At 61.1% G+C, this 19,993-nt stretch carries 20 protein-coding genes and 1 tRNA gene; 13 read left to right on the top strand and 8 right to left on the bottom strand.

Annotated features, from left to right (window positions below):
* The first annotated feature begins 4 nt into the window (after positions 1–4).
* From HJ536_RS15810 to HJ536_RS15835, 6 genes are all read left to right on the top strand, one after another.
* Positions 5–811, top strand: coding sequence for a sulfotransferase family protein (locus HJ536_RS15810; protein WP_177158452.1), 807 nt, complete (start codon positions 5–7; stop codon positions 809–811).
* A 112-nt stretch (positions 812–923) separates the two neighbouring features.
* A complete protein-coding gene (gene ribB, locus HJ536_RS15815) occupies positions 924–2,054 on the top strand; it encodes a 3,4-dihydroxy-2-butanone-4-phosphate synthase (protein ID WP_177158453.1) in 1,131 nt (376 codons plus the stop codon).
* Positions 2,054–2,581, top strand: coding sequence for a 6,7-dimethyl-8-ribityllumazine synthase (locus tag HJ536_RS15820; protein WP_177158454.1), 528 nt, complete (start codon positions 2,054–2,056; stop codon positions 2,579–2,581). The genes ribB and HJ536_RS15820 overlap by 1 nt, the downstream gene beginning before the upstream one ends.
* Before the next feature lie 24 nt (positions 2,582–2,605).
* On the top strand, positions 2,606–3,085 hold the full coding sequence (gene nusB / locus HJ536_RS15825) for a transcription antitermination factor NusB (protein ID WP_176855746.1): 480 nt from the start codon (positions 2,606–2,608) through the stop codon (positions 3,083–3,085).
* A gap of 167 nt (positions 3,086–3,252) precedes the next feature.
* On the top strand, positions 3,253–3,576 hold the full coding sequence (locus tag HJ536_RS15830; protein ID WP_177158455.1) for a hypothetical protein: 324 nt from the start codon (positions 3,253–3,255) through the stop codon (positions 3,574–3,576).
* A gap of 368 nt (positions 3,577–3,944) precedes the next feature.
* Entirely contained in the window at positions 3,945–4,397 is a 453-nt protein-coding gene (locus HJ536_RS15835) for an MmcB family DNA repair protein (RefSeq protein WP_177158456.1), read from the top strand.
* 4 nt (positions 4,398–4,401) lie between these two features.
* Here the strand turns inward: HJ536_RS15835 and HJ536_RS15840 are convergent, their stop codons facing one another.
* The gene (locus HJ536_RS15840; RefSeq protein ID WP_176855749.1) at positions 4,402–4,599 is read right to left on the bottom strand and encodes a DUF6324 family protein; all 198 of its coding nucleotides are present in this window, start codon (positions 4,597–4,599) and stop codon (positions 4,402–4,404) included.
* Between the two features lie 126 nt (positions 4,600–4,725).
* Here HJ536_RS15840 and HJ536_RS15845 point away from each other — a divergent pair.
* Positions 4,726–4,802, top strand: a tRNA-His gene (locus HJ536_RS15845).
* A gap of 149 nt (positions 4,803–4,951) precedes the next feature.
* Here HJ536_RS15845 and HJ536_RS15850 read toward each other — a convergent pair.
* Together HJ536_RS15850 and HJ536_RS15855 are read right to left on the bottom strand one after the other, a co-directional pair.
* Complete coding sequence (locus HJ536_RS15850; RefSeq protein ID WP_177158457.1) at positions 4,952–6,397, bottom strand: ammonium transporter; 1,446 nt, start codon at positions 6,395–6,397, stop codon at positions 4,952–4,954.
* 344 nt (positions 6,398–6,741) lie between these two features.
* Complete coding sequence (locus HJ536_RS15855; RefSeq protein WP_176855751.1) at positions 6,742–7,041, bottom strand: DUF6476 family protein; 300 nt, start codon at positions 7,039–7,041, stop codon at positions 6,742–6,744.
* Here HJ536_RS15855 and HJ536_RS15860 point away from each other — a divergent pair.
* The 3 genes from HJ536_RS15860 (at position 7,040) to HJ536_RS15870 (ending at position 10,163) form a co-directional block, all read left to right on the top strand.
* Positions 7,040–8,065 (top strand): RluA family pseudouridine synthase, encoded by a 1,026-nt coding sequence (locus HJ536_RS15860; protein ID WP_176855752.1) that lies wholly within the window; start codon positions 7,040–7,042, stop codon positions 8,063–8,065. The genes HJ536_RS15855 and HJ536_RS15860 overlap by 2 nt on opposite strands.
* A gap of 158 nt (positions 8,066–8,223) precedes the next feature.
* Positions 8,224–9,120 carry an RNA polymerase sigma factor RpoH gene (gene rpoH / locus HJ536_RS15865; protein ID WP_176855753.1) on the top strand — a complete coding sequence of 299 codons (897 nt, stop codon included), beginning with the start codon at positions 8,224–8,226 and terminating at the stop codon, positions 9,118–9,120.
* Positions 9,121–9,188: 68 nt separating this feature from the next.
* Positions 9,189–10,163 carry a Gfo/Idh/MocA family protein gene (locus HJ536_RS15870; RefSeq protein WP_177158458.1) on the top strand — a complete coding sequence of 325 codons (975 nt, stop codon included), beginning with the start codon at positions 9,189–9,191 and terminating at the stop codon, positions 10,161–10,163.
* A gap of 63 nt (positions 10,164–10,226) precedes the next feature.
* Here the strand turns inward: HJ536_RS15870 and HJ536_RS15875 are convergent, their stop codons facing one another.
* The 5 genes from HJ536_RS15875 to HJ536_RS15895 all read right to left on the bottom strand — a co-directional run bounded on the left by HJ536_RS15875 (position 10,227) and on the right by HJ536_RS15895 (position 16,028).
* Positions 10,227–12,044: a M3 family oligoendopeptidase gene (locus HJ536_RS15875; protein ID WP_177158459.1), complete on the bottom strand. Its 1,818-nt coding sequence runs from the start codon at positions 12,042–12,044 to the stop codon at positions 10,227–10,229.
* 74 nt (positions 12,045–12,118) lie between these two features.
* The gene (locus tag HJ536_RS15880; protein WP_177158460.1) at positions 12,119–13,702 is read right to left on the bottom strand and encodes an ATP-dependent DNA ligase; all 1,584 of its coding nucleotides are present in this window, start codon (positions 13,700–13,702) and stop codon (positions 12,119–12,121) included.
* The gene (locus tag HJ536_RS15885; protein WP_177158461.1) at positions 13,702–14,724 is read right to left on the bottom strand and encodes a ligase-associated DNA damage response exonuclease; all 1,023 of its coding nucleotides are present in this window, start codon (positions 14,722–14,724) and stop codon (positions 13,702–13,704) included. Before HJ536_RS15885 ends, HJ536_RS15880 begins: the two co-directional genes overlap by 1 nt.
* A 45-nt stretch (positions 14,725–14,769) precedes the next feature.
* Entirely contained in the window at positions 14,770–15,669 is a 900-nt protein-coding gene (locus HJ536_RS15890; protein ID WP_228028754.1) for an alpha/beta hydrolase, read from the bottom strand.
* A 68-nt stretch (positions 15,670–15,737) separates the two neighbouring features.
* A complete protein-coding gene (locus HJ536_RS15895) occupies positions 15,738–16,028 on the bottom strand; it encodes an SCP2 sterol-binding domain-containing protein (protein WP_176855759.1) in 291 nt (96 codons plus the stop codon).
* Positions 16,029–16,142: 114 nt separating this feature from the next.
* Here HJ536_RS15895 and HJ536_RS15900 point away from each other — a divergent pair, with 114 nt between their 5' ends.
* Genes HJ536_RS15900 through HJ536_RS15910 form a run of 3 tightly spaced genes read left to right on the top strand, consistent with a single transcriptional unit; the run spans position 16,143 to position 19,978 of the window.
* A complete protein-coding gene (locus HJ536_RS15900) occupies positions 16,143–16,655 on the top strand; it encodes a tetratricopeptide repeat protein (RefSeq protein WP_176855760.1) in 513 nt (170 codons plus the stop codon).
* 12 nt (positions 16,656–16,667) lie between these two features.
* Positions 16,668–19,592, top strand: coding sequence for a helicase-related protein (locus HJ536_RS15905; RefSeq protein ID WP_177158463.1), 2,925 nt, complete (start codon positions 16,668–16,670; stop codon positions 19,590–19,592).
* Positions 19,593–19,600: 8 nt separating this feature from the next.
* A complete protein-coding gene (locus HJ536_RS15910) occupies positions 19,601–19,978 on the top strand; it encodes an RNA-binding S4 domain-containing protein (protein ID WP_176855762.1) in 378 nt (125 codons plus the stop codon).
* The last annotated feature ends 15 nt before the right edge of the window (positions 19,979–19,993 follow it).

Genomic DNA, 19,993 nt, shown 5'->3' on the forward strand with positions numbered 1-19,993 from the left:
TTCCTTGCGACACGCCGACTTCTTCCTGATGGGCCCGCCGAGCCGTTCGGCAACACACCTGTGGCGCTGGCTCAGCCAGCACCGCGATGTGTTCATGCCTGCCCGCAGGGAACTGGGGTATTACGCGCTGCCCGATCTGCACACCGATCTGGACATGGAGAGCGATCCGCGCCTGTCCGATGTGACGGAACTGCCCGAGCCTTACTTCAAGTGCTTCAAGCCCGCAGGGGACCGCCTGATCGGGGATGGCTCGTCGCTCTACAGTCTGGTGCCGGGGGCAGGGCGCCGCATCTTCAAGGACAACCCGAACGCCAAGTTCGTCTTTGTTCTGGAAAATCCCGTGACCCGCGCCGTCAGTGCCCACCGCTACAACGTGGACCTCGGACTAGAGCAAGAGCCCCATTTTGACGCCGCCCTCCAGAAAGAGCCCGAGCGTTTGGCCAACGGCGAGTCGCCCTTCTTTGGGTATGCAACAGGCAGCCGCTATCGCCAGATGATCGAGCCGCTGGACATTCTGTTCGGACCCGAGAACGTCCTGATCATCATCGCCGAAGAGGCCGTGCAGCAGCCCCTAGCCGCCCTGAACCGCATCCGCGACTTTCTGGATATCGGCGCGGTCGAGGAAATCCTGCCCTTCCGTGCCCGCAGCCGCCAAAGCGCCGTCGCCGAGGTCCTGAGCCGGGTGCGCAGCCGTCGCCGTCAGCCCGAGGTCTGCTCGATGTTCCAAGGCGAGATGGTGTCGGAAATCCTCTGGATGGAGGCGCGAACAGGATCGCCTATGGACCTGTGGCACGCGAAGGTACAAGACTAGCGCCAAAGACGTGTATTCACGCACAGGGACCCAGCGCCGCACCCGCACAAGTCAGGGTGGTGCGCCCTCAATCCACGGGGTATCTGGCGGTACACGATGAAGGAGAGACGCAATGTCCGAGACCAGTCGTTTTGAAACACCCGGCCCCGTCGAAGAGAACCTGCGCGATGCCATTTCCCCGATCGAAGAAGTGATCGAGGATGCTCGCAACGGCCGCATGTACATTCTGGTAGACCACGAACACCGCGAGAACGAAGGCGACGTCTGCATTCCCGCGCAGATGTGCACCCCCGAGGTCATCAACTTTATGGCCACCCACGCGCGCGGCCTGATCTGCCTGACCCTGAACAGCGCCCGCATTGACGCTCTGGGTCTGCCCCTGATGGCAACCACGAATTCCTCTCGCCACGAAACCGCGTTTACCGTGTCGATCGAGGCCCGCGAAGGCGTCAGCACCGGCATTTCCGCCCACGACCGCGCCCGCACCGTGGCCGTCGCGATTGATTCCAGCAAAACCTCTGCCGACATCGCCACCCCCGGCCACATCTTCCCGCTGCGCGCCCGTGACGGCGGCGTTCTGGTCCGCGCTGGCCATACCGAGGCCGCGACCGACGTGGCCCGTCTGGCTGGTCTGAACCCCTCGGGCGTGATCTGCGAGATCATGAACGAAGATGGCTCCATGGCGCGTCTGCCCGATCTGGTGGCCTTTGCCCAGAAACACGGCCTGAAGATCGGAACCATCAGCGATCTGATCGCCTACCGCCGCCGCTACGACAACCTCGTCAAGGTCGAGAGCGAGAGCACCATCACCTCGGAATTCGGCGGTGACTGGACCATGCGCATCTACACCGACACCACGCAGGGCGCACAGCACATCGCCCTGATCAAGGGCGACATCTCGGGCGAAGAGCCGGTTCTGACCCGTATGCACACGCTGGACCCGATGCTGGATATGGTTGGCACAGGCCCCACTGGCCGTGCCTTTGAATTCAGCTCGGCCATGAAGCTGGTCGCAGCCGAGGGCAGGGGCGTCGTGGTCCTGCTGCGCGATCTGCAAATGCAGCTTGGCGGTGCCACCAGCCCGCAAACCCTGCGCCAATACGGCCTCGGGGCGCAAATCCTCAGCCATCTGGGCCTGAGCAAGCTGACCCTGCTGACCAACTCGCCCACACCCAAAGTGATCGGCCTCGAGGCATATGGCCTCGAAATCACCGGCACCCGCAAAATTCCGGAGGCAAACTGATGGCTGCGAACGAACAGCACTACACGCTGGAGCGCCCCACCTTTGACAAGCCGGTCAAGATCCTGATCGTCGTCGCGCCCTATTACAAGGATATCGCCGACAACCTGATCGCCGGTGCCCGCGCCGAAATCGAGGCCGTCGGCGGCACCCACGAGACCGTCGAGGTCCCCGGCGCGCTGGAAATCCCGACCGCCATCGGCATGGCCGGACGTCTGGCGAACTACGACGGTTACGTGGCCCTTGGCTGCGTGATCCGCGGCGAGACCACCCACTACGACACCGTCTGCAATGACAGCTCGCGCGGGATCACCCTGCTGGGTCTGTCGGGGCACTGTGTCGGCAACGGCATCCTGACCGTGGAAAACCGGCAGCAGGCCGAAGTCCGCGCTGATCCCCATGGCCAGAATAAAGGTGGCGGAGCCGCCGCTGCGGCCTTGCATTTAATCGCATTGGCGCGTAACTGGGGCGGCTCAAAGCGTGGCGTTGGCTTCATGCCCTCCGAGGACGAGAGCTACCGCATCGCTTAACCCCATCCACAGGCTGACGATCCGATGACCACACCTGCACCCCTGTCCGGCAACCAGAAACGCAAGATGCGCTCGGCATCCCGTCTTTACGCCGTTCAGGCGCTATACCAGATGGAAATCACCGGTGTGTCCTTTGACCGCGTCAAGGCCGAGTTCCTCGATATCCGCTTCGGTGCCGAGATCGACGGCGAAGAGCTGATCGACGGCGATGTCACCCTGTTCGGTGACATCCTCGAAGGGGCGGTCAAGTGGCAGGCGCTGATCGACCAATGCACCGACCGCGCGCTGGTGGCCAAGTGGCCCCTGGGCCGGATCGACACCACCCTGCGCGCGCTGTTCCGCGCCGCTGGCTCTGAACTTCAGGCCAAGGACACCCCGCCCAAAGTGGTCATCACCGAATACGTTGACGTGGCCCGCGCTTTCTTTCCCGAAGGTAAAGAGGCCGGCTTTGTGAACGGTGTTCTGGACCACATCGCACGGGAACTCTGCCCCGAGGCCTTCTGATCCCCCGATCAGCTGCGACAAATTGACAGAACGCAGGGTCCACCACCCTGCGTTTTCCTTTTATTTAACACTTGGGCGGCACTATTCCGCCAAATACCCGTAGGTGCCGGTGGACATGTCCACAGGGCAGTACTACCTTCCTCCTGTAATCCGGAGGAGATACGTCCATGCCGAAACTCGTTCGTCTCTACATCACTCAGGTCTTCGTTGGCTTTGGCCTGTCGGCGGCTTTTGTAAGCGCCCTGCTGTACCTGAATGTTGCGAACCTATGGCACCTTGTCACCCACTCCAGCGGCGGCGCATTGGCCGTTCTGATGCTTTGGGTGTTCAACGGCATCGTGTTTGCTGGCGTGCAGTTCGGCATCTCCATCATGCGTTTGGGTCAGGATGACGACACCCCCCGCGGTCCTCGTCAGCACGCCTTGGTGCGCGAATACGTCCCCATTCCCGTCCGCACGGACGAAGTGCGCGCCAACCGTCGCCACCTCTGATTTAGGAAAACATCGGCGCCTCTTTCTTGGGGAAATACCCCGGGGGAGGCGCGCATCGCGCGGCGGGGGCAGGGCCCCCTTTTTTATTGCCCGAAGGCCAGTTCCGTTTTGGGGGATAGGTGTGGCGGGCCCGTACGCGACCGTCTAGGTTTTTGCATTCCCGAGGACCTGTTATTACAGGTGGGCGCCAGGTAATCAGGCCAGGGCCAGAACAGAGCCAGCTCCCTCGGAGTTGCTTAAGGCCACCGGAATGAAACCGACATACGAGAGGGACAGCACCCGCCACGGACCACAGGTAATGCGCTGGGGCCGCTTCGGCAAGGGGGGTGCGGGGTTGATTTTGTTCACCGTATGTTCATATTGATCCCATGCAGATCATCCCGACCACGTCCCCCGTCGATCCCAAACCCGGCCAGCTGCTTGCGCGCGGAGTGGCCCGCCATCTGGTGCAGCTTGGCTTTGCCTGTCTGGACGAGTTCGTCCCCGCCCGCGGCCTGCGCGTCGACGTGATGGGGATGGGCAAGAAGGGAGAGCTGTGGATCGTCGAGTGCAAATCCTGCCGCGCGGATTTCCAGAGCGATTCCAAATGGCAGAACTACCTGCCGTATTGCGAGCGATTCTTCTGGGCCGTTGACGCGGATTTCCCCGTGGACCTGCTGCCCGAAGGGACCGGCTTGATCATCGCCGACGCCTATGACGCCGAGATTATCCGCATGCCCGAGGCGCTGCCCCTTGCCGCCGCACGGCGCAAGGTTCTGACCCGGGATTTCGCCCGCACGGCCGCGCTGCGCCTGCAAGGGCTGCGCGACCCGCGTCTGTGATGGATCAGCGGCGCTTGGTGCCGACGTCCTTGGCGGTCTGGATGGCCGCCTGAATTTCTTCGACGATTTCTTCCGCCTCTTCGGGGGTGAAATCCATGGGAATCTCGATGCCGTCAGCTTCGATGTACAGACGGATCATACCCTGATCGGTGGGGCCGATCTGCAGGCTGGCTTCGATGTCGCGTTCGGTGTTGATACCCATGAGAGGCTCCGTTTTCCTGTTATTTAAGGCGGGTAAACGCTGCACATGCCCTTGGCAATACGTTGTTAAATTTTTGTCATTCTGCTGCTTGCAATCCCCGTTCGCTAGGGGTAAATGACCCCCAGTGCCGCCTTAGCTCAGTAGGTTAGAGCGCCTGATTGTGGATCAGGAGGTCCCCCGTTCGAGCCGGGGAGGTGGTACCACTCTCACTTCAAGTGAGGCAGAAAAGCGCCCATTGCGGCGCTTTTTTCTTTTTCTGGCATAGGCTTCTTTCACGCAATTCATGTGACAGCCCAAAAGAAAACGCGCCGCTTTTGAGGGCGACGCGTCAGGTGTTTCAGGTGAGATGGGATCAGATGCTTCGGGCTTTGCCCGGGGCCGTCAGGTTGATCGAGTAGGCGTCCTGACCGTGGATTTCCATGTCCATACCGGCCAATTCCTGCTCGGGGGTGACGCGCAGGTGGTTGCGCGGCATCGGGCCGTAATCGAAGTACTGCGAGTGTCCCAGCTTCTTGATGACGTACATCAGGCGCGAGGCGATCCAGAAGGTCACGATGGCGCTGATGAAGCTGAAGGCACAGATCAGCGCCCCGTAGAACATCTGGGTGCCAAAGACCGTCGGCCCAAGGTTGATGTCTCCGGTGGTGATCGCGAACATGCCGCCCGCCATCAGGCCCACGGCGCCGTGCACGGGGAAGGCACCCACGGGATCGTCGACCTTGATCTTGAACATGAAGATCACCGCCAGAACGTAGACCGCACCACCCAGCACACCGATCAGCAGTGCTTGGGCCGCGGTTGCAGCGTCAGCGTTGGCCGTGATGGCCACCAGACCGGCCAGCGAGCCGTTCATCAGGTCCGAGATGTTGTACTTGTTCTGGGTGACGATAAAGAACGCCAGCACCGCAAAGACCGCCGCGCAGGGGGCAAGGGTGGTGTTGATCACCACTTGACCGAAGCCGCCGATCAACTGCTCGAAGATGGCGTTCGCGATCAGGTCGGGCTGGTTCTGGGTCTGGCTCAGATCGATCGAGGCCAGGTCAAAACCACCAGCAAAGGTGCTGCCCGCGTTAAATCCGTACCAGCCGATCCACAGGAAAAACACGCCCATCGCGCTGAGCGGGATGTTGTGCGACGCGTTGCTGATCGAAGAGCCCGCAAACCGGTAAGCATCGATCTGTCCCTTGCCGTAACCAAATTCGCCGATTCGGGGTTTCAGCATCATCGCGCCTGCCAGACCGGCAAAACCGCCCACACCGTGCACCACGAGCGAGCCCGCAAAGTCGTGCAGCACGCCATAGAGCATCCCGTCGGGGTTCCAAACGGTAAACGCAACCAAAGGATAAATCAGCGCCGAGTAGACCGCTCCGAAGAAGAGATAGGCATAGGGCGCGATACGTCCGGTCACCGCACCGGAGCAGATGGTCACACTGGTTGCCGCAAACGCAAAGTGGAAGAATAGGGCGATATCATCGTTCAGCGTCACGATCGGACCAGGAGAGGTGTTCTGCGTGGTGTGCGCGAAGCCCATCTCGCGCATCCAGTCGATGATCCACGAGTCGCCGCTCAGGATCGGATAGCCGAACCAGTAAAAAAAGATGCCGCAAACGCAGGCATCGACGAAGTTTTTGAAGACGTTATTGATCGCGTTTTTCCGCGACATCGCGCCCGTTTCCAGCATCATGAAACCGGCCTGCATCATAAAGATCAGGACGCCACTGATGAAAACGATCACGTTGATTGTTGAATAAACCCCGAAGATCAGGGATCGGTCGTAACTGGCTAAATCACCGCCCATGGTCTCTCACCTAATTGTTTGATGGGGCCAAATGTAAGTGTGTCTTGGCCGCCAAATTATGTGTGAAAATTAACACTTAAGGCATTAGCTTTGCGGCTGTTTCCCAGTCAAGGCACAATGGCGATATTGTCCATTTCCTCAATTCTGATTGCAGGATTGACGCAGAATTTAGTCGCAGGTTTTGGGATATTTGTTAGTAAAAGTTTCGATATAGATCGAAATGATACTTGTCAGCCGTGTATTTGGGGCCGGTTCGGCGGCGAAATATGAGCCGCAAACAGGGGCGGGCATTCAATTGCCCAATCCCTGTGCTTATTCATGTAATTATAAATTACAATGATGAATTATTGTGCGGTTTTGATTTCCACGGTTTGGGTCAGTTTGCCTGTGCCTGTGTTGAAAATCAGGATCTGCTGCTGGTCGGTAACAATTGCAATCCAGCCCTTGCCTTGTGTAACTGCGCTGATCGTGGATCCGGCGGGCAGGGGCAGATTTTCTGGCACCACCGGTGTAGGGTCCGGAAACCGAAACACAATGACCACAGCGATGGCGATCAGCCCGCCCATCATGACGACCGTCAAGGCCGTCACGAGGCGGCGCAGGAAAACAGCGTCACGGGGTATCTGGTCAGAAGGAAGCGACATGGGCGAGACCTTGGTTAGTGTCATCATCGCGGCGGACCCGCCGCCCCGACTGGATAAGGCTTTGGCGCGCGATGTGCCAGAGGAGGCATCCCTGTCGCGCACCCGTCTGGCCCGTCTGATCGCGGACGGCAAAGTCATGCGCGGGGGCGAGGCTCTGACGGACCCCAAGACCAAGGTCGCCGAGGGTGACGAGATCACCATCGAGATCGAGGCCGCCGCCGAAGTGGACACCGTGGCCGAGGATATCCCGCTGGAGATCATCTACGAAGATGACGACCTGATCGTGGTGAACAAGCCCGCGGGCATGGTGGTGCACCCGGCGCCCGGCTCGCCTTCGGGAACGCTGGTCAACGCGCTGCTGCATCATTGCGGCGATAGCCTGTCCGGCATCGGAGGGGAGAAGCGCCCCGGCATCGTCCACCGCATCGACAAGGACACCAGTGGCCTGCTGGTGGTCGCCAAATCCGACCGCGCCCATCACGGTCTGGCTGAGCAGTTCGAAGATCACAGCGTCGAGCGTGTCTACTCTGCCGTGGTTTACGGTGTGCCCGACAGCAACGAGCCGCGACTCAAGGGCGTTAAGGGTGTCAGCTTCGAGTTGGGGAACATCATCAAGATCACCTCTTTCCTTGGCCGTCACAAAACCGACCGCCAGCGGCAGGCGGTAAGTTTCAGCCAAGGGCGTCATGCGGTGACCCGTGCGCGCATCGTTGAAACATTTGGGACGCCCCCCTGTGCGACCCTCGTGGACTGCTGGCTCGAGACAGGCCGCACCCACCAGATCCGCGTTCACATGACCCACGCGGGCCATTCGCTGATCGGCGATCCCGTCTATGGGGGCCGCCGCAAGCTGTCTCCCAAGGCTCTTTCGCTTAAGGGGATCGAGGCTGCGGGCGAATTCCCCCGTCAGGCGCTGCACGCGCGGGTTCTGGGTTTCATCCATCCGGTCACCGAAGAAGAGATGGTGTTCGAGGCTCCGCTGCCGCAGGACATGGAAGATTTGCTCGAGGCCCTGCGCACGTAGATTTGAAGCTCACGCACGTGTGCGTGAGTGCACCATCATCCATCTATCGCGACGTTCGTCTCTCATTTTATATGGAACTTAAGCGAGGCTGGGGACTTGAATAACCAAGTTCAGCTACCTAGCTGCATGTTAAAGCCTGTTACATTCAGGAGGGACGAATGACAAACTATGCAAATCTGCCGGCGCCGTCACCCGAAGGTGGTCTGTCGCGCTACATGCAAGAGATACGCAAGTTCCCTCTGCTGGAGCCTGAAGAAGAGTATATGCTGGCCAAGCGGTGGGTCGAGGAACAAGACACGGAGGCGGCCCACAAGATGGTCACCAGCCACCTGCGCTTGGCCGCGAAAATTGCGATGGGTTACCGCGGATACGGTTTGCCCCAAGCCGAGGTGATCTCGGAGGCGAACGTGGGTCTGATGCAGGCGGTCAAACGCTTTGACCCTGAAAAGGGCTTCCGTCTGGCCACCTATGCGATGTGGTGGATCCGCGCCAGCATTCAGGAATACATCCTGCGCAGTTGGTCGATGGTGAAGCTGGGGACAACCTCGGCGCAGAAGAAGCTGTTCTTCAACCTGCGCAAGGCCAAATCCCGCATCGGTGCCTTGGAAGAGGGCGACCTGCGCCCCGAACACGTCCAGAAAATCGCCCATGATCTGGGTGTGACCGAGGATGACGTAATTAGCATGAACCGCCGCCTGTCGGGTGGGGACGCATCGCTGAACGCCACCGTTGGCTCCGAAGACGAGGGCGGTGCCCAATGGCAGGATTGGCTCGAGGATGAGGACGCTAACCAGGCGGCCGCCTATGAGGCTCAGGACGAAATGGATGCGCGCCGCGAGCTGCTGGCCGAAGCCATGGACGCCCTGAACGACCGCGAGAAAGACATCCTGTTCAAGCGCCGCCTGAGCGAGGAAACCATAACCCTCGAGGACCTGTCGGCCGAATACGACGTCAGCCGCGAACGCATCCGCCAGATCGAGGTGCGCGCCTTTGAAAAGCTGCAGAAACGGATGACCAGTCTTGCACGCGAAAAGGGTATGCTTCCGGCGATCTGACCCTTTGACAGAGTTGTAGAAAATCCCCTCGGGCCCTAGGCTCGGGGGGATTTTTCTTTGGGGGAACCATGACCAAAATCTACAACTGGGGCATTCTGGGGGCCGCCAAATTCGCGCGCGAGTTCATGGGGCCGGCGATCCATCTGGCCAGCGGGGCGCGTCTGGCGGGTCTGGCCACGTCGAGCTACGACAAATCCGCACCGTTCCGTGCGTTCGCGCCGGATATCCGCGTCTATGAAAGCTATGATGCGCTGATCCACGACCCCAAGATCGACGTGGTCTACATCCCGCTGCCGAACCATCTGCATGTGGAGTGGGCGCTGAAAGCGTTGAAGGCGGGCAAGCATGTGCTGTGCGAAAAGCCCATCGCCATGACTGCCCCCGAGATTGACAAGATCATCGCCCTGCGGGACCAGACCGGTCTGATGGCAGCTGAGGCCTACATGATCCTGCACCACCCCCAATGGCAGCGCGCCAAAGAGATCGTCGAGAGCGGAGAGATCGGGCGGCTGCGACATGTGAACGGGATCTTTACATTCGACAACCGCACCGACACCGGCAACATCCGCAACAAGGCCGAGACCGGCGGTGGCGGCATCCGTGACATCGGGGTCTATACCTATGGCTCGGCGCGGTTTGTAACGGGGCAGGAGCCGACCGAACTGCGCGCCGATGTCGAGTTCGAGAATGGCATCGACACCTATGCCAATGTCACGGGGCGGTTCGGGGACATCACGTTTACCCTGATCAACTCGATCCGCATGGCGAACCGTCAGCGCATGGAATTCCACGGAGAGAAGGGCACTTTGGCCCTGACCGCGCCGTTCAATGCGCAGGTGTTCGGGGAGCCGAAGCTGACGGTGGAATGCTCGGGCGGGGTGATCCGCGAGGAGCGTTTCCCAGCCGCGCAGCACTACAAGCTGCAGGTCGAGAATTTCTGTGCGGCGATTGGCGGGGATCGGTCTGCCTATCCGGTACCGCTGGAATTCTCGCAAGGCACCCAAGCGATGATCGACCGCGTGTTCGCCGACGCGCAGCGCTGATTTACCAAAAGGAACGCCGCCCTAATCGGGCGGCGTGCTGTATTCTTGGGGATTGCGGTGGAGTTATTCCATCGCTTCCAGCTGGTCGATGAACCCTTCGATCATCGACAGGCCCTTGTCCCAGAATTTGGGGTCCGAGGCATCAAGGCCGAAGGGCGCCAGCAGTTCTTTGTGGTGCTTCGAGCCACCGGCTTTGAGCATGTCGAAATATTTGTCCTGGAAGCCTTCGGGCTGCTCTTGGTAGGCAGCGTAGAGTGCGTTCACCAGACCGTCGCCGAATGCATAGGCGTAGACGTAGAAGGGCGTGTGGACGAAGTGCGGGATGTAGGCCCAGAAGGTCTCGTAACCCGGCATGTACTCGAAGACGGGGCCAAGGCTCTCGGCCTGAACGCTCATCCAAAGGGCGTTGATGTCATCGGGGGTCAGCTCGCCACCGCGGCGCGCGTCATGGAGTTTGCACTCGAAGTCATAGAAGGCAATCTGGCGCACGACCGTGTTGATCATGTCCTCGACCTTGCCCGCCAGCATGACCTTGCGTTCTTTGTCGTCCTTGGCGTTTGCCAGCATCTTCTGGAAGGTCAGCATTTCGCCGAACACCGACGCGGTTTCCGCCAGCGTCAGCGGGGTCGAGGACAGCATTTCGCCCTGACCTGCTGCCAGACGCTGGTGCACACCGTGACCCAACTCGTGGGCCAAGGTCATCACATCGCGCGGTTTGCCAAGGTAGTTCAGCATCACATAGGGGTGCACGTCGGTGACGGTGGGGTGGGCAAATGCACCGGGGGCTTTGCCCAGTTTGACGCCCGCGTCGATCCAGCCCTTGGTAAAGAAGGGTTCAGCCAGTTCGGCCATCCGCGGATCGAAGTCACCATAGGCGTCCATGACGATCTTTTCGGCCTCGGGCCATTTGATCTTGCGTTCGGTTTCCATGGGCAGGGGGGCGTTGCGATCCCAGACCTGCATGGTGTCCAGACCCAGCCACTTGGCCTTCAGCGCGTAATAGCGGTGGGACAGGCGGGGATAGGCGTCAACCACGGCGTTGCGCAGGGCCTCAACAACCTCGGGCTCGACGTGGTTGGCCAGATGGCGGCCGGTTTGCGGGGTGGGCATGCCACGCCAGCGGTCCATGACCTCTTTTTCCTTGGCCTGAGTGTTGTGTACGCGGGCGAAGGTTTTGATGTTCTTGCTAAAGGTCTCGCCCAAAGCGCGGGCACCGGATTCGCGCTTGGCACGGTCCTGTTCGGACAGCAGGTTCAGGGTCTCTTCGATCCCCAGTTCCTCGCCTTCGACCTCGAATTTCAGGCCCGCGATGGTTTCATCGAATAGACGCTCCCATGCGTCCCCGACCACGCCCATGTCGTGCAGGAATTTCTCCATCTCGTCGGACAGCTGATAGGGCTTCATCGCGCGGATGCGGTCGAACACGGGCTTGTAGCGGGCCAGATCAGAGTTCTCGGCGAACAGCTTTTCCAGATGGTCATCGGGCAGGCGGTTCAGTTCCAGCGTAAAGAACACCAGCGGCGTGGTGTAGCGGGTCAGGCGGTCTTGCAGGTCGGACATGAACTTGGCGCGCTCGGCGTCCATGGTGTTCTGGTAGTAGCGCAGACCGGCAAAGGACATGATGCGCCCCGCGACCATATCGATGCGCTCGTTGCGCAGGGTGCATTCCAGCATGCCGTCCGCGTCCAGATCGGCCAGTTTGCCTTCGTAATCGGTGGCAAAGCTGGCGCAGGCGCTCTCCAGCCAGTCCAGATCACGAGCCAGTTCGGGGGCTTCTTCGCTGGGGTAGAGGTCGGTCAGATCCCATTCCGGCAGGTCCCCCAGATCGCCGGTGCCTTTGCTGGGGTTGGCATCAAAGAGGGGTTGGAAGCGGTGTGCCATGTGAGGTCCTTTTTAATCTTGCTTGGGTCACAGGTAAGAGTGCCCCCGCAGGATGTGCAAGGGGGCGGGGCGAATTAGGGCATCAAAGCCTTCAGATCATCGAGAGTGTTGGCCTCTTGGATCGGCTTGTCGTGGCGCCAGCGGATCATTCGGGGAAAGCGCAGGGCGACGCCGGATTTGTGGCGGGGGCTCTCCATGATCCCTTCGAAGCCAATCTCAAAGACATGCTCGGGGGTAACCTGCCTGACGGGGCCAAAGCGTTGCAGGGTGTTCTTGCGGACCCACGCGGTAATCTGGCGGAATTCGGCATCGGTCAGGCCGGAATAGGCCTTGGTAAAGGGCACAAGTTCGCCATTGTTCCAGACCGCGAAGGTGAAGTCGGTGAACAGGTTCGCCCTGCGTCCGTGGCCCGATTGGGCATAAATCATCACGGCGTCGATGGTCAGCGGGTCCACCTTCCACTTCCACCAATCACCCTTTTTCCGGCCCGCCAGATAGGGGCTGCCAAGGCGTTTCAGCATCAGCCCCTCGGCATGGGCATCGCGGCTGGTTTCTCGGATGTCGGTCAGGGTCTGCCAGTTGTCGAAGGGCACGACGGGCGAGGGGATCACGGCGGCCTCGGGCGGGATATTGGCCAGCAGGCTCTCCAGCCGCGCATGGCGCTCGGCCAAGGGAAGGTCGCGGATATCCTGCCCGCCAAGCTCCAGCAGGTCATAGGCCCGCAGCACCACAGGCGCATCTTTCAGCAGCTTTTTCGGGACGGTTTTGCGGCCGATCCGTTTCTGAAGCTCGGCAAAGGGCATGGGTTTCTCGCCGTTCCACGCCAGCACCTCGCCATCCAGAACCGTGCCATCGGGCAGAAAATCGGCACTACGGGCGAATTCGGGAAAGCGGTCGGTGATCAGCTCTTCGCCCCGCGACCACAGGTGATGAGAGCCGCCGCGCAGGATGAGCTGCCCGCGGATGCCGTCCCATTTCCACTCGGCCTGCCAATCGGCGGGGGAGCCTAGTGCCTCGGGCGCGTCCTCCAGCCCGTAGGCCAGATAAAAGGGGTAAGGGCGGGATTGGTCGGCCTCGGTGTCCTGCGCGTGGATCAGGGTGTCAAAGGTGGTGGTCTCGGGCGTCCAGTTGCCCATCAGCCGGTGGGCCATCTGCGCCTCGTCCGTGCCGGTCGCGGCTGACAAGGCGCGGGTCATCAGTTTCTGGCTGACCCCCACGCGGAACCCACCGGTGAGCAGCTTGTTGAACAGGAACCGCTCGGTGGGGTTCAGGCAATCCCATGCCTCTAGCACGGCCTCTTTGCGGGTGGGTTCGTCAGCGGGTGTCAGGCGCAGGATTTCTGCCATCCAATCGGACAGGGTGCGGTTGGTCTGGCGCGTGGCGTCAGGCAGGATCAGCGCGATGGTTTCCGACAGGTCGCCGACGATTGGATAGGTTTCCTCGAACAGCCACAGGGGGATGCCCGCCCGCTCGGCCGCCCATTCCCGCAGGCGCGTGGTGGTGACGGCACGTTTCGGACGGCGGCCCGAAAACAAGGCGATACACCACAGCTTGTCCGCTTCGGCGGCGGTCTGGAAATAGTGGGTCAGCTCCGCGACCTTGGCGTTAGTCGAGGTCGTCTGGTCCAGCGCATTGAAAAGCTCGGCAAAGGCGCGCATCAGTCTACCTCTGCCGTGTCGTCGGTGTCCGCGCCTTCGCCGGTGTATTCCGTGGCGACGATGGCCGAGTCGTACCCTTGGCTCAGGAGCCATTGGTTGAAGATTTCGGTGTAGCCGTGGGTCACGAAGACCTTCTCGCAGCCCGTGGCGCGGATCGTGTCGTTCAGGCCGGGCCAGTCGGCGTGGTCGGACAGCACAAAGCCCCGATCCGCCGCCCTACGCCGACGCACACCCCGCAACTGCATCCACCCACTGGCAAAACCGGTCGAGGCCCGCCCGAATTTTCGCGCCCAAGGGGTGCCAAAGGCCGAGGGCGGTGCGATGACAATGCCTCCCGAATGGGCTTTGACGTCCAGATCGGCGGTGACTCGGGTGGTGGCAGGCAGAGGGTAGCCTTGGGCGCGGAGAACCTCGTTCGTGGCCTCGACGGCGCCGTGGGTCAGGATCGGGCCGATGGACGGGTCTAGCAAGGACATCAGCCGCTGCGCCTTGCCCAAGGAATACGCCCCCAACAGGGAAAATCGCCCATCCGCCGCGTTCGACGCCCACCATGCGTTGATTTCATTGGCCACTGCTGCCTGAGGGGCCCATTTGAATGCGGGCAGTCCAAAGGTACATTCGCTGATAAAGGCGTGGCAGGGCACCAGCTCGAACGGTTCGCACAGCCCGTCCGGCTCGGGTTTGTAATCGCCCGAAACCACCCAGACCTGACCGCCAACCTCGATCCGGATTTGCGCCGATCCGGGGATGTGGCCCGCGGGGTGGAAACGGACCCGTGCGCCTCCGATCTGGGTTGTCGCGCCATAAGGAGTCGTCTGGATCGTCACGTCGCCAAGGCGGTGATGCATGACGGGGGCCGCGGCCTCGGTCGCCATGTAGTGGCGATGGCCCCAGCGCGAGTGATCGGAATGGCCGTGGGTTATCAGCGCCCGATTAACGGGTCGCCAAGGGTCGATGTAGAAATCGCCAGCGGGGCAGTAAATGCCGCGATCGGTAAAGGTCAGGACGGGATCAACGCTCATGGGGCAGAGGTAGTCCGTCCGCGCGCCCCTGCCAGAGGGGCGGCCTTAGACCGGTTCGGAAACGCGGGTGCGGGCGACGAATGCGCCGATTTCCGCCATGACCATGCGGCGTATTTCTGGTGTCTCCATCAGAACTTCGTGCTGGCCGTTCTGGACGTCGATCAAAGTGCCGTTCTTCCACGTGCTCATGCGGCGGCGGATTTCATGGGGCTCGACGATGCTCTCCAGCGACCCAAGGAAACAGAGCGCCGGAACGTCAGGGCAGGGGATCGAGGCCAGCGCCAGCGTTTCCCGCAGCGCCTGGTTCAGCCAGTTCAGGCTGGGTCCGCCAAGGCCCAGATCGGGATGCGCCTCGGTCTGAGCGCGCATATAGGCGTACATGTCGGAGTCGGTGGTCAGCGCGTTGCCCAAGAACGGCGAGTTTTCGGTGTAGGGGCGACGGGTGGTGCTGGGAACCAAGAGGTGCCCCAAGGCGACCTTGTCCGCAGCCCAAGACACCGACCAAGCCACCGGACGCAGCAGGCTGGACATCTGGATGCCCCACATCGGCGCGGTAAAGATTACGCCAGCCACGGGCGCCTGATTGATCACCGACCGCAGAGCAATGCAGCCCCCCATCGAGTGGCCAAGGATGTACCACGGCTTGGGCAGGTTCATCGCGGCGGCATAGTCAAAGAACGCCTGCGCATCGTGCTGATAGTCCGCGAACTGGCCGACATGGCCGATCAACCGGTCGGGCAGGGCGCGATCGGACAGCCCTTGGCCGCGCCAGTCCATGGTCGCGGTCGCCAGCCCCAGTTGGGCCAGCTCGGTCGCGGTTAACCCATATTTCTCGATGTATTCGGTTCTGCCAGTGAACAGCAGAACCGTACCTTTGGCCCCCTCGAGGGGCCAGTGGCCTGCACGCAGGCGCACACCGTCTTTCGCCACAATCCAGTGAGTCATTCCCCCGGCGGGGCCGCGGGCCAAGTCTTCGAAAAAAGGTGCTGTCTGCATTAGTCCCAAATATTTCCTCAGGACAGGACGGTGCCTAATTGCATCGCCAAGCCCATATCCCCATCCACGCTCAGGCGGCCGGTCATGAATGCAGCCGTCGCATCCAGATCGCCGTCCAGAATAGCCTTGAAGGTTTCCGCATCCGCGCTCAGCGTCACTTGGGCCTCATCGTCGCTTGCGCGCGCCCCGTTGCCGTCGATCACGATGCTGCCTTCGTCCTCGATCACGAATTTCGCGATACCGTCGAACCCTTCGCCGCCCATTTTTGCGTTCAGTTCCGCAACAGCGGTCTCGATCACAGCGCTCATCAGAAGTCTCTCACTTTATCGTTGCGGCTCTCGCTTTTTGCCGCGGGTGAATTACACTGATGAACTATGACCAGATTCCGCCAATCGCTCAAACATGTCGTCACGGCATGTTTTATGATAGTCACGATTTCCTCACCGGCCAAGGCAATCAGCCCGCAGGAAGAGGATTTGTTAGCCCGATTGCGGCGGGCTGACGCCGATGGTGCGCGAGTCATCGCCGAAGACCTACAGCTTTTGTGGTCGCGTTCGGGTTCTGCAATGGTGGATATGCTGATGCGCCGCGCCGAAGGGGCCTTGGTCGAGGGCGACCTTGACACGGCACTGGGCCATCTGACCGCCATCACCGACCATGCTCCCGATTTCGCCGAGGGGCATATGCTGCGGGCGACGGTCCTTTATCAGATGGATCTCTATGGCCCCGCGATGGAGGAGCTGGAGCAGACTATCGCCCTGAACCCCAACCATTTTGGCGCCATGTTCGGCGCGGGGATCATCGCCTATGAAACCGGCCAGACCGAAATGGCGATGAAGCTTTTCGATGCGGTCGAGGCTATACATCCCAACTTCGACGAATTATCTCGGCTTCAACAGGAACTGGACAAAGAGGCGGGTGCGCTCGACCTCTGAGACGAGGAAGTCATGGCCAACAGGGGCCGGATCGCGGCCATCCTTGGCCCGACCAACACGGGCAAAACCCACTATGCGATCGAGCGGATGCTGGGGCACCGGACAGGTGTCATCGGGCTTCCTCTGCGGCTACTTGCACGTGAGGTTTACGATAAGGTCGTGGCCATCCGCGGCCCCTCGGTGGTGGCACTTGTAACCGGCGAAGAGCGGATCGTTCCCCCTCGGACCCAGTATTGGGTTTGCACCGTCGAGGCGATGCCCGAGGGAATTGGCGCCGATTTCGTGGCGGTGGACGAGATCCAGCTATGCGCCGATCCCGAGCGCGGCCACGTTTTCACCGACCGATTGTTGCGCATGCGTGGCACAAACGAGACCCTGTTTATGGGCTCTGACACCATGCGCGGGCCGATCGCTGCTTTGGTTCCGGGCTGCGAGTTTGTGCGCCGCGAACGCATGAGCCAGCTGATCTACTCGGGCCAAAAGAAAATCAGCCGGATGCAGTCGCGCAGTGCCATCGTCGGGTTCTCGGTGGATAGCGTCTATGCCATCGCCGAACTGCTGCGCCGGCAAAAGGGTGGGGCGGCCGTGGTCATGGGGGCGCTCAGCCCTCGGACGCGGAACGCTCAGGTTGCGCTCTATCAGAACGGCGATGTGGATTATCTGGTGGCCACCGATGCGATCGGGATGGGCCTGAACCTTGATATCAACCACGTCGCATTCTCGAGCACGATCAAGTTCGACGGCCGCCGGATGCGCGAACTGCACCCCAACGAACTGGCCCAGATCGCGGGTCGTGCGGGGCGCGGGATGTCGGACGGCACCTTTGGCACCACGGGCGAAGCGCCGCCGCTGGACGACGAGGTCGCCGAAGCGATCATGGAGCACCGCTTTACCCCGCTGCAAAAGCTGCAATGGCGGAACCACGACCTGCGCTTTGGCTCAATCGAGACGCTGATCGACTCGCTCGAGCAGGCCCCCAAGGATGACCGTTTGCTGCGTGCCCGCGAAGCGGACGACCTGCGCGCCCTGAAGATTTTGTCGCAGATCGATGAAATGCGGGCCCGTGCGCACAACGTCCAATTCGTGAAGCTGCTCTGGGATGTCTGCCGGATTCCCGATTTCCGCGGCATCAGTAGTGGTGAACACGCCACACTTCTGGAGCAAATCTACCGCTTTTTGCATCAGGATGGGCGTGTTCCTGACGATTGGCTCGCCAGACAGATCAAACGCATTGACCGGACGCAGGGGGACATAGATACCCTTTCCAAGAGGCTCGCGTTCATTCGGACTTGGACTTATGTGGCGCAGCGTTCTGGTTGGGTCGGTGACGAAAGTCATTGGCGTGGCGAAACAAGGGCGGTAGAAGACCGCCTGTCAGATGCGCTGCACGAGCGCTTGACGCAAAGATTTGTGGACCGGCGCACATCCGTGCTTTTGCGCCGGCTCAAGCAGAAGGAGGCCCTTTTGGCCGAAGTAAACGACAAGGGTGAAGTGACCATCGAAGGTGAATTCGTTGGTCGTCTCGAAGGTTTCCGTTTCCGTCAGGACAAGGGCAGCAGCCCCGACGAGACGAAGACGGTAGCCAAGGCAAGCTTGCAGGCGCTGGCGCCGCATTTCCATCTGCGCGCGGACAAGTTCTATAACGCGCCCGATACCGAAATCGACTTCACCGAACAGGGTGGTCTGATGTGGGGTACGGATGCAGTTGGCAAACTGGTCGCCGGATCGGAACCGCTGAAGCCGCAGGTTGTGGCCTTTGTCGATGAAGAGGCTGGTGCAGACGTCGCCCAAAAGGTGCAGCGCCGCCTTCAGCATTTCATTGATCGCAAGATCGCGACCCTGTTCGAACCCCTGCTGAACCTTGGCAAGGACGAGGCCCTGACCGGTCTGGCCCGTGGCTTTGCGTTCCGTATGCTCGAAGGTCTGGGTATTCTGGAACGCGCGCCGATCGCAGACGAGGTGAAGTCGCTGGATCAGGAAGCCCGTGGCGCCCTGCGCAAGCACGGCATCCGTTTCGGCCAGTTCACCATCTTTATGCCTCTGCTTCTGAAGCCCGCGCCGACCCGTCTGCGTCTGGTTCTGTGGTCGCTGGCAAACGGTCTGGACGTATTCCCCGAGGCACCGCCTCCGGGTCTGGTTACTGTGCCTTCGCAGGCAGATGCTGCGCCGGGTTACTTTACCATGGCTGGCTACCGCGAAGCAGGCGAGCGCGCGATCCGTATCGACATGCTCGAGCGTCTGGCAGACATGCTGCGCTCCGAAGACAGCCGTGGCGGTTTCGAAGCGAAGCCCGACATGCTGTCGATCACCGGCATGACCCTCGAGCAGTTCGCTGCTCTGATGGAAGGCCTCGGCTACCGTGCCGAAAAGGGTGAGCGCACCAAAGTCAAAGCTGTGGATGCCGTCATGGCCGAGCCCGCGGTGGCTGCTGGCGAAGAAGCCCAAGCTGCCGACGTTGCCCCCGAGGTTGCTGCAATCGCCGACGAGGGCATCGCCCCCATCGCCGAAGAGGCTGTCGAAGGTGGCGAAGTCGAGCCCGCAATCGCAGAAACCCCCGCCGAAGAAGTGGCGCTGGGTGAGGCTGCGGACGCAGGTGCGGCCGGTGCCGAGATGGAAGTGTTCTACACCTTCACCTGGGGTCGTCAGCGCAATGCGAACCGCGGTGGCGGCGAGCGTCGTGGCGGTGGCAACCGTCCGAACAACAACCGCGGCGAACGCACCGAGCGTGGCGACCGTCCCGAAGGCGGTAAGCGCGCCGAGGGCGGCGATCGTCCCCGTGGCGGCAAGGGTGGCAAGCCCAAGGGCAAAGGCGGCCCCAAGGGCGGCAAGCCCCAGGGTCCCCGCGTGCACACCGCACGTCCCCCCAAGGCCGACAAGCCGATCGATCCGGATAATCCCTTTGCAGCGGCTCTGATGGGCCTGCGTGACAAGTCCTAAGGGGCCCCTTGTCGGACGCTGAAAAAACGAAGCTGCGCGTGGACAAATGGTTGTGGCACGCGCGGTTCTTCAAAAGCAGGTCTCTGGCCGCCCAAGTCGTGACGGCCGGACACCTGAGAATCAACAGCACCCACGCGGCCAAGCCCTCTAGCGGCGTTGGCGCGGGTGATGTCCTAACCTTTCCTCAGGCAAATTCTGTACGTGTTGTTCGCGTTCTGGCGCTGGGTGTCCGCCGTGGCCCCGCAACAGAAGCCCAAACATTGTACGAAGATTTGAGCAAACCCGAGGACAAAGGTCCTGAAAATCCGGCATTCGAGGGAAGCGGTAGGCCGACGAAGAAAGATCGTCGCAATCTCGATCTTCTCCGCCGACAGAGCCTTGAATGATTTGTCGGTCTGGCC

Origin of the sequence: Donghicola mangrovi, assembly GCF_013377535.1 — a bacterium.
GTDB lineage: Bacteria > Pseudomonadota > Alphaproteobacteria > Rhodobacterales > Rhodobacteraceae > Donghicola > Donghicola mangrovi.